We start from the raw sequence: 12,320 nt of genomic DNA, 5'->3' as shown, positions 1-12,320 counted from the left end.
TCTCGAGGCGGGCTAGCGGGCCCGGCCACCATTCCCGCCCCAAATCAGGCCGTCGCCGCGACCCGCGCAGGCGGCGCCACCAGATCCGCATCCTCGAGCCGCCGCCACCCCGCCGGGCCCAGCACCTCGAGCGGCCGATACCGCGTCTTGTATTCCATCCGCGGTGAGCCCTTCACCCAATAGCCCAGATACACGTACGGCAGCCCGGCTTCGCGGGCGCGGATCAGATGATCCATGATGATGAAGTTGCCGAACCCCGGCCGGCTGTCCTCGTCCGCCGCAAAGAAGCTGTAGACCATCGACAGCCCGTCCGCCTGGCGATCGGTCAGGCAGGCGCCGATCAGCCGCCCGCGCGCGCCGTCGACCGAGGGCTCGCGGTACTCGACGATCACCGAATTGACCGGCGAATGCTCGATCATGTCGGCGTAATCGTCCTCGTCCATTCCGGCCATGCCGCCGCCCGGATGGCGCGTCCCGAGATAGCGGCGAAGCAACTGGAACTGCTCGTCGGTCGCCCACGCCTTGCACGCGGTCACTTCGACATCGCCGTTGCGCCTGAGCAACTTACGCTGCGTCGCGTTGGGCATGAATTCGTTCGTTACCACGCGGACCGACACGCACGCGGTACACCCGGCGCATGACGGTCGATACGCGACGCCCTGGCTGCGACGAAACCCGATCCGGCCGAGCGCATCGTTTAGCTCACTCGCATGCGGCCCGGTTAGCTCGGTGAACACTTTCCGCTCCTGCCGACCCGGCAGATACGGGCACGGCGACGGGCTGGTGACGAAGAAGCGCGGGAAACGAAAAGGCGCAGTCACCGAACCGGATGTCCTTCAGGGAAGCGCGAAAGGTCGCGTTCCACAGCATATGGTCGCGTCATGCAACACTGAAAAGCGCGTTTACCACGATAATGGGTTAATGCGCTAAATCCCCGCAGCACCGTGCTATTTATGCGAGCTCCACGGTCGAGGTCTCGTACCCGCCAGCGCGCAATGCGCCGACCAGCCGATCGAGATGCGCGCGGTCGCGGAGCTCGCATTCGATGTCGGTGATGAGACCCTTTGCCGGCAACGTCGTGAAGACGCGCTGGTGATAGATCTCGATGATGTTGACGCGTTCCTGATCGAAGATCCGCGCGACGTGGAACAGCGCACCCGGCTTGTCCTGCAACCGGATACGCAGCCGTGCGAGCCGCCCCGACCGCGCCAGATCGCGCAGCAGCACGTTGGCGAGCAGCCGCGTATCGATATTGCCACCGCATAAGACGATGCCGACGGTCCTTCCCGCGAACCGCTCGGGGTGCGACAGCAGCGCGGCGAGCCCGGCGGCCCCCGCGCCCTCGACCACCGTCTTCTCGATCTGGAGCAGCAGGCTGACCGATTCCTCGAGGCTCCGCTCACTGACCAATACGATATCATCGACCAGTTCGGCGACGATCTTCGACGTGATCGCACCGGGCTCCTTGACCGCGATGCCCTCGGCCAGCGTGTCGCCCGCGCACGGCATGTCGGTGCCGTTGATGCGGTTGTACATCGATGGGAACAGCTCGGCCTGCACGCCGACGATCTCGATCGGATGACCGCCGGCCTGCTGGCTCGCAGCACGCGCGACCGTCGACATGCCGGAGATCAGCCCGCCGCCGCCGATCGGGATGACCAGCGTATCGATCTGCGGCACGTCCTCGAGCATCTCGACCGCGACGGTCCCCTGGCCGGCGATGACGCGGGGGTCGTCGAACGGGTGGACGAAGGTGAAGCCGCACTCGCCCTCCAGGATGCGCGCGTGCGCGTAGGCCGCGTCGAACGTCTCGCCGTGCAGCACGACGTTGGCGCCGTGGCCTTCGGTCTGCATGACCTTCACGGTCGGCGTGTTGGTCGGCATCACGATCGTCGTCGGGATGCCGAGCCGGTTGGCGTGATAGGCGAGGCCCTGTGCGTGATTGCCGGCGGACGCCGCGATGACGCCCTTCGCGCGCGCCTCGGCCGACAGCTGCAACAGCGTGTTGAGCGCGCCACGCTCCTTGTACGCCGCGGTGAACTGGAGGTTCTCGAACTTCAGATACACCGTCGCCCCGGTCATCTGGCTCAGCGTCTTGCTGATCAGCGTCGGCGTGCGGACGATCGAAGCGCGGATCCGGTCGTGTGCGAGCCGGACGTCGTCGATCGAGACGGGGAGGGTGGGTGCCGCTACGGCAGCGTGGGTAGCCATGTCCGACCCGCTAGACCATCTGGCGCGCGCGGGAAACACCGCTTATGCGCGAAGGCTATGGCAATACCGGCATTTATCGGCACCGGAACGAGGGGCACAGCGATCGCGCCGTATCTCGTGGTGAGCAACCTGTTCATAACGGCTGATAAATCATGTGGCGTGGGTCAACATCCCGGCGTGCAAATGTGGAGAGTATCGAAGTGATGCGTTTTCTAATCTCCGCGGCTGCGATCGCGCTGCTGTCCACGCCCGCGCTTGCCGACGGGATCGTCGACAACGTCAACGGCATCACCGTCGCCGACGGCGGTCGCGTGATCCACTTCAAGGCGATCCTGATCGACAAGGATGGCAAGGTCACGCGGCTCGTGCCACCCGGCGAGGAAGCGCCCAAGCTCAGTCGTAAGGAATTGAAGAAGAACGCCGGCAAGCCGCTTTACGACTGGCGGATCGACATGGGTGGCAAGACCGTGCTGCCGGGCTTCATCGATGCGCACGGCCATGTGATCGAGATGGGCTTCGGCGCGCTGTCGCTCGACCTGTCGATGACCAAGTCGCTCGACGAGGCGAAGTCGCGGATCGCGGCGTACATCGCGGGCAATCCGGACCGGAAGTGGGTAATCGGGCGCGGGTGGAACCAGGAGGCCTGGGGGCTGGGGCGCTTTCCGACCGCGGCGGATCTCGAGTCCGTTTCCGGTGGCCACCCGATCTGGCTGTCGCGCGCGGATGGTCATGCGAGCTGGGCGAACCGCGAGGCGATGCGTGAGGCGGCCATTACCGGCTCGACCGTATCACCGGCGGGCGGGCGGATCGAGAAGACTGGCGGAGCACCGGCGGGCGTGTTCGTCGATGGCGCGCAGGCGTTGATCGAGAAGGTCGTCCCCCAGCCGCTCCCCAAGGAGCGCGACGCCGCGTTCCTGACCGCGCAGAGCATCCTGCTGCGCTACGGTGTCACCGCGGTCGCCGACATGGGCACGACGCTCGACGACTGGCTGACCTATCGGCGGATGGCGGACATCGGCGGGCTTCGCGTCCGTATCATGAGCTATGCGATGGGCGTCGAGACGGCGAGCCGGATCGGCGGCAAGGGGCCGACGCCGTGGCTGTACAATGATCGCCTGCGGATGGGCGGCGTGAAGCTCTATGCCGATGGGGCGCTCGGCTCGCGCGGGGCGTGGCTGTTGAAGCCGTATTCGGATGCGCCCGGCCAGTCCGGGCTCGGCTTTCTCACCGACGACCAGCTCCAGAACCAGATGAGCCGTGCGGCGATGGACGGCTATCAGGTCGCGGTGCATGCGATCGGCGACAAGGCCAACCAGATGGTGCTCGATGCGATCCAGGTCGAGAGCGGGACCTATACCGGCGATCGTCGCTGGCGGATCGAGCATGCGCAGGTGGTCGATCCGGTCGACCTGCCGCGGTTCGGCAAGTTCGGCACGATCGCCTCGATGCAGCCGACGCACGCGACCAGCGACCGGACGATGGCCGAAGCGCGGCTCGGGCCGAACCGGCTGGCAGGGGCCTATGCGTGGAAGTCGATGCTGACCAACGGCGCCAAGCTCGCGTTCGGGACCGACTTCCCGGTCGAGAAGCCCGATCCGTTCGCGACCTGGGCCGCGGCGTTCACGCGGCAGGATGCCGATGGCCAACCGCAGGGTGGCTGGCAGCCGCAAGAGCTGGTGACGCGCGAGCAGGCGTGGTGGGCGATGACCGGTGCTGCGGCGTATGCCGGGTTTGCCGAGACGAAGTTCGGTGCGCTTGCGCCTGGCCAGCGGGCGGATTTCATCATCGTCGACCGCGATCCGACGATGGCCTCGCCTACCGACCTGCGCGCCACCGTCGTGCAGGAGACCTGGATCGGTGGCGAGAAGGTCTGGACGCGTAAGTAACGCCCGTTACTGGCGCATCCGGATCAGCCCTTCCTGCGCGACGCTCGCCACGAGGCGGCCGTCGCGTGCGAAGATCTTGCCACGGTTGAAGCCGCGCGCGTGGCCCGACCAGGGGCTGTCGCAGGCGTAGAGCAGCCAGTCGTCGGCGCGAAAATTCTCGTGCAGCCAGAGCGAATGGTCGAGGCTGGCGGTCTGCAGCCCCGGCGTGATCCAGTTCTTCCCATGCGGCAGCAGCGCGGTGCCGAGCAGCGCCATGTCCGACGCATAGGCAAGGATGGCGCGGTGCATCGCCGGGTCGTCGCCAATCGGCGCGACGAGACGGAACCAGTTGGCATAGTTCGGCGCCTGCGGGGCGGGATCGATCCAGCTGCGCGGGTTGACCGGACGCACCTCGATCGGCCGCCACCGCAGCATGTGCGCGCGGAACTTCTCGGGAATGCCGTCGATGTTCTCGAGCCGCAGGTCGCGGTCGGAGCGGAGCGTTTCGGGCGCGGGCACGTCGGGCATCGCGTCCTGATGGTGCAGGCCTTCCTCGGGCATCTGAAACGACGCCGCCATGTTGAGGATCGGCTGCCCCTTCTGCATCGCGATCACGCGCCGGGTAGCGAAGCTCCGCCCCTCGAAGTCGCGGACGACGCGGTAGACGATCGGATAGTCTTCGTTGCCGGGGCGCATGAAATAGGCGTGGAGGGAATGTGCGGCCTTGGGGCTTTCGGTCGAGCGTTGCGCGGCCTGCAACGCTTGCGCGATGACCTGCCCCCCGAATACGCGACCGACCCCGCCCGGCTGGCGCTTGCCGACATAAAGGTCGGTGTCGACTTCCTCGATTTCGAGCAGGTCGACGAGACCCAGCGCGAGTGCTTCGGGCGACGTATCGGCAGTTTCCGCGGTCATCTAACTTCCTTGTTCTCCCGCGAAGGCGGGAGCCCAGTCTGGGCCCCCGCCTTCGCGGGGGGACAGGTTTGGGTCAATACCCCGCCGCTACCGCCAACCGATCAGCATGGAAGTTCGCATCGCCGAACATCTCCGCCAGCACCCGCGCGCGCTTCATGTAGAAGCCGATGTCATATTCGTCAGTCATGCCGATGCCGCCATGCATCTGCACGCCCTCCTGGACGCTCAGCGTCGTCGCCAGCGCCGTCATCGCCTTCGCCACCGACACCGCCTCGTCCGCCCGATCGCTGCCCTGATCCAACAACTGCTGCGCCTTGAGAACGGCGGCACGCGCGACCTCCATCTCCGAATACAGATGCGCGGCACGGTGCTGGAGCGCCTGGAAACTGCCGATCAGCGTCCCGAACTGCTTGCGCTCCTTCATGTAGCCGATCGTCATGTCCATCGCCCCGCCGCCGACGCCGAGCAGCTCCGCGGACGCCCCGGTCCGCCCCGCGCGCAAAAGGCGATCGAGCGGGGTTCGGCCTGCGTCGACCTCGCCGATTACCGCATCCGCATCGACCTCGACGCCCTCGAACTCCAACCGCGCGGCCAAGCTCGAATCCGCGAGACGTTCGGCGTTTGCTGTCAGCCCTGCGGCATCCTTCGGCACCGCAAAGAGCGTGATACCGTCCGTGTCGTTATCCGACCCGCCAGTTCGCGCGGCGACGATGATCAGGTCGGCGGTGTGGCCGTGCGTGACGAACCGCTTGGCGCCGGTCAGCTTGAAGCCGTTGCCCGAGCGTTCGGCGGTCATCGCCACCGTGTCGCGGTGTTTGGCGCCCTCGTCTATCGCGAGCGCGGCGACGGTCTCGCCGGCGATGATGCCGGGGAACCAGCGTTCGGCCTGCGCTGTGCCCTTGAGCGCCTCGACCGCTGCAACCGCAGTGGAGAGGAACGGGGAGGGGGACAGGTTGCGCCCGATTTCCTCCAGCACCACGCCCGCCTCGACATGCCCGAGCCCGAGCCCGCCCTGGTCCTCGCCGATCAGGATTCCGGTAAAGCCCATCTCCGCGAACTGCTTCCAAAGGTGGCGCGAGAAGCCGGTCTTGTCTTCGGCATCGCGCAGCGCGCGCATGTGGCTGACCGGCGCGTGCTCTGCGACGAAATCGCGGATCGTGTCCTGAAGGACGGTCTGGTCGTCGTCTAAGTACAATGGCATTTCGGGTTACTCCGTCGCCCCGGAGGCAATCCGTCACCCCAGCGAACGCTGGGGTATCGTGCTGCAAGGGGGCGCTTCATTACGGGGAGACCCCAGCTTTCGCTGGGGTGACGTGGTGGGGGCGGGTGGCGATCGGCTCGGTCAGGCCGGCAGTTCCAGGATCCGTTTGGCGATGATGTTGAGCTGGATCTCGCTTGTCCCACCCTCGATCGAGTTCGCCTTGGTGCGCAGCCACGACCGCGGGATCGCCCCGCCACGCGACCGATCGCTGTCCCATTCGAGCGCGTCCGAGCCGCCCGCCGCCATCATCAATTCGTATCGGCCCTTGTTCAACTCGGTGCCGTAATATTTCATCATGCTAGGCTGCGCCGGGTGCGCCTTGCCCGCCTTCAACTCGTCGATGAACCGCTCGGACATCGCCCCAAACGCCTTCGCGCGCACCTCGAACAACGCGATCGACGCGCGCAGCAGCGGATCGGCCAGCCGCCCGTCATGCCCAAGCCCGACAGTCGCGATCGCCCCATCGATCAACGGATTGCCGCCGCTTGACGCCAGTCCCATCCCCGAGATCATCTCGCGCTCATGCCCGAGCAGGTATTTCGCGACGTCCCAGCCCTTGTTCTCCTCGTAGACGCGGTTGACCTTGGGCACCTCGACATTGTCGAAGAACGTCTCGCAGAACGGCGAATTACCGCTGATCAGCAGGATCGGCTTGGTCGACACGCCCGGCGAGGCCATGTCGAACAGCACGAAGCTGATCCCGCCCTGCTTCGACGTCTTGTCCGTGCGGACGAGGCAGAAGATCCAGTCCGCCTTGTCGGCATAGGACGTCCACACCTTTTGCCCGTTGACGAGATAATGGTCGCCCTTGTCCTCCGCCGAGGTGGCAAGTCCGGCAAGGTCGGAGCCTGCATTCGGCTCCGAATACCCCTGGCACCAGCGGATTTCGCCGCGCGCGATCTTGGTCAGGTGATCGAGCTTCTGCTCCTCGGTCCCGTATTTGAGCAATGCCGGCCCGAGCATAGAGATCCCGAACGAATTGAGCGGGTTACGCGCCTTTATTGCTGCCATCTCTTCGCGCAGGATCTTCGTCTCCGCAGGCGACAACCCACCGCCGCCATAGGCCTTGGGCCAGTCCGGCACGGTCCAGCCCTTGGCGGCCATCTTGTCGAGCCACTCCTTCTGCGCAGGGCTCGACGGCTTGAACTGGCGCCCGCCCCAGCAGACGTCGTCCTCCGAGCGCACCGGCTTGCGCATCTCGGGCGGGCAATTCTCCGCGAGCCACGCACGCGTTTCGGACCGGAAAGTATCGAGGTCGGACATCGGATCAGCTCCTGCTTAGTCGATTGCACAACGCGGCGACGGCGATCGCGTCGTGGTCGCGGTAACGGTTGGTGATGACCTGCACGCCGATCGGCAGGCCGCGCGGGTCGATCCCGACGGGCACGCTGGTCGCGGGCAGATTGGGGAAGGTGGCGAGACCGGCCCAGGCGAACTGGACGCCGAACGGGGTATCCTCGCCGTCTATCGACAGCGTGCGCCGCGCGACATTGCGCTCGGCGATGTGCGGGAAGGCGTTCACGCCGCTGGCGGGCGCGATCACCGCGTCGAACTCTTCGAACAGTGCACCCCAGGCGCGTTGCAACCGCGCCTGGGAATCGAGCAGGTCGAACCAGTGCGACAGCGTCGCGACCTTGCCGTCGCGCGCCGGGCCGCCGCGGGTCATCGCGATACCGAGCATCCGCATATAGTCGGCATGCTGCGCGGCGAGGTCGATCGGTGGCTCGGCATGCGAAACGGTTGCGCCAGAGAAGCCCAGCGCCTCACCGACATGCTCGATCGCCGACACGATCGACGCATCGACGCGCGCCGCGGGATGTGCGGTCAGCAGCAGGATGCGCGGTCGGCCAAGATCGACGCGCGGGCGAGGCAGTGGAAGATCGGCTAGGACGTCGAGCGCAACGGCCAGATCCTCCGGATTGCGCGCGAGCGGTCCGATCACGCCGAGAGCCGCGCTCGCCCCATCGGTGCCGGGCACGCGGTGGCCGATGTCGGACAAGGCGCCATAGGTCAGCTTGTGCCCCCAGACGCCACAGAACGCGGCCGGCACACGGATCGAGCCGCCGATATCGGAGCCGAGTTCGAGCGGTACCATCCCCGACGCGAGCGCCGCTGCGGCACCACCCGACGATCCGCCGGGTGTCAGCGTCGGATCGATGGGATGATTCGTCCGGCCATGGATCGGGTTATCCGCCTGCCAGTCGCTCAGCCGCACCGGTACGTTGGTCTTGCCGAGGATCACAGCGCCCGCCGCCTTCAGCCGCGCGATGGCGACCGCATCCCGGCCGACGATGTTGTCGCGGTGGATGGCAACACCCCAGCTGGTCGGCAGGCCGGCAACGTCGAACGACTCCTTCACCGTCATCGGCACGCCGAACAGCGGGCGATCATCCGGACCCTCGGCATCGAGCGCCCGTGCGGCCTCACGCGCCCGCGCAAAATCCCGGACCATGACGGCGTTGATCGCACCATCGCGCGCCTCGATCCGCGCGATAGCCGCGTCGCACTCGGCGAGCGCGGTCGTCTCGCCCGCACGGATCGCCGCCGCCGTCTGGAGCGCAGACCGCTCCATCAGTGATCGACTACCGGCAAGAAAAGACCACGACCGATCACTTCAGTCGACCGCCCGATGCCGCGGCATCCTTCAGCGACTTCGCCACCGGGAACCCATATTTCTCAAGTCCCGCAACGACCTTCGGCAACCCCTCGGACTGTGCCCAGAACATCGGTCCGCCGCGGTACACCGGCCAGCCATAGCCATAGATCCAGACCACATCGACGTCGGACGCGCGCTGTGCCTTACCCTCTTCGAGGATCAGCGCGCCTTCGTTGACCATCGTGTAGAGCGTCCGCACGACGATCTCCTCGTCGCTGATCTCGCGCGGCGTCACGCCCGACTTCTTGCGGAAATCGTCGATGATCTCGGTGACCCGCGCGGAGTTCGACGGCGTCCGCTTCTCGTCGTAATCGTAGAAGCCGGCCTTGGTCTTCTGGCCCCAGCGATTCTCCGCCGCCAGCGCATCGCGGATGTTCTCGATCCGGCTCGGATCGCGATGCCAGCCGATGTCGACGCCCGCGAGATCGCTCATCTGGAACGGCCCCATCGGCATCCCGAACGCGACATGGACCTTGTCGATCTGCTCCGGGCTCGCGCCTTCCAGCAGCAGCTTGGTCGCCTCGACCTGCCGGGGCATCAGCATGCGGTTGCCGATGAACCCGTAGGTGACGCCGGCGACGACCGCGACCTTCTTGATCTTCTTCGCCAGCGCCATGACCGTCGCCAGCACGTCGTCCGCGGTCTTGTCGCCGCGCACGACTTCCAGCAATTTCATCACGTTTGCGGGCGAGAAGAAGTGCATGCCGACCACGTCCTCGGGCCGATTGGTGCACGCCGCGATCTCGTCGATATTCAGGTACGAGGTGTTCGACGCCAGGATCGCGCCCGGCTTGGCAATCGCGTCGAGCTTGGTGAAGATCTCCTTCTTCACCTCCATTGTCTCGTACACCGCCTCGATGATCAGGTCGCACTCGGCGAGATCGGCGAAGTCGAGCGTCGGCTTCAGCGCGCCCATCGCCTGCTCGACCTGCTCGGGCTTGATCCGGCCCTTGCCGGCGGTCGCCTCGTAATTCTTCCGCACGACGCCGGTGCCGCGATCGAGCGCATCCTGCTGCATCTCGACGATCGTGACGGGGATGCCCGCCGACAGGAAGTTCATCGAGATGCCGCCGCCCATCGTGCCCGCGCCGATCACGCCGACGCGCTTGATTTCGCGGAGCTTGGTATCGGCGGGGACGTCGTCGATCTTGGCGGCCTGGCGCTCGGCGAAGAAGATGTGGCGCTGGGCGGCCGACTGCACGCCGGTCATCAGCTTCATGAATTCCTGGCGCTCGAAGGCGATGCCCTCCTCGAAGCTGGAGCCGTCGGCGGCCTTCTCGACGCAGGCGATATTAGCGGCCGGCGCGTCGAAGTTACGGAAACGGCGTGCATTCTCCTTCTTGAACGCAGCGACGGCGTCGGGATCAGCCTGCGCGGTCTTCTCGGACGCACGGGGCAGGGGGCGCTTGCTCGCTACTTCGCGTGCGAAGGCGACCGCATCGGCTTCGAGTGAATCCTCGCCGACGATCTTGTCGATCAGGCCGGCGTCGAGCGCCTTCTTTGCCGAGATCGGATCGCCCTTCGCGGTCATCTCGAGCGCGAGCTTCACGCCGGCGATGCGCGGGATTCGCTGCGTACCACCCGCGCCGGGGAGCAGGCCGAGCTTCACTTCGGGCGTGCCGATCTTCGCCGAGGGGACGGCGACGCGGTAATGGCAGCCGAGCGTGACTTCGCAGCCGCCGCCGAGCGCGGTGCCGTGGATCGCCGCAACGACGAGCTTCGACGACGCTTCGATCATGTCGACGACGGTGGGCAGGCCGGGTTCGACCATTTCCTTGCCGAACTCGGTGATGTCCGCGCCCGCGAAGAACGTACGGCCGTCGCAGCGGATCACCATCGCGGTGATGCTGTCGTCCTTCACGCCTTCCTTGATCGCCGCTTCGAGACCCTGCCGGACCGCGGCGCCGAGTGCGTTGACGGGCGGGTTGTTCGAGATGATGACGAGGACGTCGTCATGGCGTTCGGTGCGGATCGGCGAAGTCATAGAGTCTCCTGTGATTTGAACGTCATGCCAGCAGAAGCTGATATCTCCTCGTAATCGGGAGACCCCAGCGTTCGCTGGGGTGACGGGGTAAGTTTGTATGCGTGGATCAGGTCATCGCGGCGTAGATCATCGTCTTCAGTTCGCGGCGGATGGGATAGACACTGCTCGGCGAAAGCTGCGTCATGAACACCATCGACACGCGTTCGACCGGGTCGACGAAGAACGCGGTCGAGAACATCCCGCCCCAGTAGAATTCGCCCTTCGACCCCGGCACCATCGTCTTCGCGACGTCGTCGGTGATAGCGAACCCAAGCCCGAAGCCGGTGCCCGCGTTCGACGCCTCGCTGAACAGCGACTTCGACATCGTCGCGAGATCGGATTTTCCGGGCAGGTGGTTCTGCGTCATCAGGTCGAGCGTCTTTCGCCCCAGGATCCGCGCACCATCGAGTTCGCCACCGTTCAGCAGCATCGTATTGAACCGGTGATAATCGAGCGCGGTCGAGACGAGCCCACCGCCGCCGGACATAAGCTTCGGCGCACGGCTCCAGGCGCTCTCGGCGCCGCGATCGTACATCACGCGGCCCTTGCCGGGCAGCAGCGTATAGCAGTCGGTCAGACGGTCGAGCCTGCCCTTGGGGACCTGGAAGAAGGTGTCTTTCATCTTCAGCGGCGCGAAGATGCGCTCCTTGAAGAACTGATCGAGCGGTAGGCCGGATACGCGCTGGACGACAGCGCCGAGCACATCGGTCGCGACCGAATAATTCCACGCGGTGCCGGGCGAGAATTCGAGCGGAATCTTGGCCAGTGCGCCGATGAACCCGTCAAGGTCATGGCCACCGTGCCAGCTCTCGATCTTGCCCTCGCGATAGGCGGCGTCGACGTTCGAACGGTTCTGGAAGCTATAGGTCAGCCCTGACGTGTGCCGCAGCAGGTCGACCATCCGCATAGGCTCGGCGGTCGGCTTGGTCACGAACGGAACGCCGCCACCGCCGCCATTATACACCGCAATATCCTTGAACTCGGGCAGCACGTGATGGACCGGCGTATCGACCGCGACGAGGCCTTGCTCGACCAGCATCATGAACACGACCGAGGTAATCGGCTTGGTCATCGACGCGATCCGGAACAGCGATCCTTCGTCGATCGCCTTGCCGCCCTCACGCGCCGCGCCGGCGTTCGAAAAGTGCACGATCTCGCCGTCGCGCGCGATCAGCAGTTGCGCGTTCGGCAGCTTGCCCGAATCGATGTAGCGCGTCTGAAGCAGCGTATCGATCGCCGCCAACCGGCTCGCGTCGAAGCCATGCGCCGCGGGCTTGGCGATTTTCATGTTTCGATCGTTCCCACCATGACCCGCTCCATACCCCTAGTTCGAACTTGTCGCCTCTATTGCCTTGAGTGCGGCAGGAATCAACTATAACCTGTCTTCGA

At 65.8% G+C, this 12,320-nt stretch carries 9 protein-coding genes; 1 reads left to right on the top strand and 8 read right to left on the bottom strand.

Annotation, left to right across the window (positions count from 1 at the left end):
• Positions 1-44: 44 nt before the first annotated feature.
• Both C8J46_RS13280 and C8J46_RS13275 read right to left on the bottom strand, forming a co-directional pair.
• The gene (locus C8J46_RS13280) at positions 45-821 is read right to left on the bottom strand and encodes an arginyltransferase (RefSeq protein ID WP_132739987.1); all 777 of its coding nucleotides are present in this window, start codon (positions 819-821) and stop codon (positions 45-47) included.
• Positions 822-951: 130 nt separating this feature from the next.
• Complete coding sequence (locus tag C8J46_RS13275; RefSeq protein ID WP_132739984.1) at positions 952-2,211, bottom strand: threonine ammonia-lyase; 1,260 nt, start codon at positions 2,209-2,211, stop codon at positions 952-954.
• A gap of 203 nt (positions 2,212-2,414) precedes the next feature.
• Here C8J46_RS13275 and C8J46_RS13270 point away from each other — a divergent pair, with 203 nt between their 5' ends.
• Positions 2,415-4,097, top strand: a complete 1,683-nt coding sequence (locus tag C8J46_RS13270) for an amidohydrolase (protein WP_132739981.1) — start codon at positions 2,415-2,417, stop codon at positions 4,095-4,097.
• Between the two features lie 6 nt (positions 4,098-4,103).
• Here C8J46_RS13270 and C8J46_RS13265 read toward each other — a convergent pair whose 3' ends face one another.
• The 6 genes from C8J46_RS13265 to C8J46_RS13240 form a co-directional block, all read right to left on the bottom strand.
• Entirely contained in the window at positions 4,104-4,991 is an 888-nt protein-coding gene (locus C8J46_RS13265) for an acyl-CoA thioesterase II (RefSeq protein WP_132739978.1), read from the bottom strand.
• Positions 4,992-5,064: 73 nt separating this feature from the next.
• Positions 5,065-6,192 (bottom strand): acyl-CoA dehydrogenase, encoded by a 1,128-nt coding sequence (locus C8J46_RS13260; protein ID WP_132739975.1) that lies wholly within the window; start codon positions 6,190-6,192, stop codon positions 5,065-5,067.
• Positions 6,193-6,333: 141 nt separating this feature from the next.
• Entirely contained in the window at positions 6,334-7,515 is a 1,182-nt protein-coding gene (locus C8J46_RS13255) for an acyl-CoA dehydrogenase family protein (protein WP_120300063.1), read from the bottom strand.
• Between the two features lie 4 nt (positions 7,516-7,519).
• Complete coding sequence (locus tag C8J46_RS13250; RefSeq protein ID WP_132739972.1) at positions 7,520-8,824, bottom strand: amidase family protein; 1,305 nt, start codon at positions 8,822-8,824, stop codon at positions 7,520-7,522.
• 37 nt (positions 8,825-8,861) lie between these two features.
• The gene (locus C8J46_RS13245; protein ID WP_132739969.1) at positions 8,862-10,892 is read right to left on the bottom strand and encodes a 3-hydroxyacyl-CoA dehydrogenase NAD-binding domain-containing protein; all 2,031 of its coding nucleotides are present in this window, start codon (positions 10,890-10,892) and stop codon (positions 8,862-8,864) included.
• 106 nt (positions 10,893-10,998) lie between these two features.
• Positions 10,999-12,219 (bottom strand): serine hydrolase domain-containing protein, encoded by a 1,221-nt coding sequence (locus tag C8J46_RS13240; RefSeq protein WP_132739966.1) that lies wholly within the window; start codon positions 12,217-12,219, stop codon positions 10,999-11,001.
• Positions 12,220-12,320: the final 101 nt, after the last annotated feature.

This window comes from Sphingomonas sp. PP-F2F-A104-K0414 (assembly GCF_004340945.1).
Classification (GTDB): domain Bacteria; phylum Pseudomonadota; class Alphaproteobacteria; order Sphingomonadales; family Sphingomonadaceae; genus Sphingomonas.
Note: the sequence above shows the minus strand (reverse complement) of the source record. Positions and strands in the feature narration are given on the sequence as shown.

Bases quoted from the DNA above. Each gene is read 5' to 3' on its own strand.
- C8J46_RS13275 (WP_132739984.1), bottom strand. From the start codon at position 2,211: ATGGCTACCCACGCTGCCGTAGCGGCACCCACCCTCCCCGTCTCGATC.
- C8J46_RS13270 (WP_132739981.1), top strand. From the start codon at position 2,415: ATGCGTTTTCTAATCTCCGCGGCTGCGATCGCGCTGCTGTCCACGCCC.
- C8J46_RS13265 (WP_132739978.1), bottom strand. From the start codon at position 4,991: ATGACCGCGGAAACTGCCGATACGTCGCCCGAAGCACTCGCGCTGGGT.
- C8J46_RS13260 (WP_132739975.1), bottom strand. From the start codon at position 6,192: ATGCCATTGTACTTAGACGACGACCAGACCGTCCTTCAGGACACGATC.
- C8J46_RS13255 (WP_120300063.1), bottom strand. From the start codon at position 7,515: ATGTCCGACCTCGATACTTTCCGGTCCGAAACGCGTGCGTGGCTCGCG.
- C8J46_RS13250 (WP_132739972.1), bottom strand. From the start codon at position 8,824: ATGGAGCGGTCTGCGCTCCAGACGGCGGCGGCGATCCGTGCGGGCGAG.
- C8J46_RS13245 (WP_132739969.1), bottom strand. From the start codon at position 10,892: ATGACTTCGCCGATCCGCACCGAACGCCATGACGACGTCCTCGTCATC.
- C8J46_RS13240 (WP_132739966.1), bottom strand. From the start codon at position 12,219: ATGAAAATCGCCAAGCCCGCGGCGCATGGCTTCGACGCGAGCCGGTTG.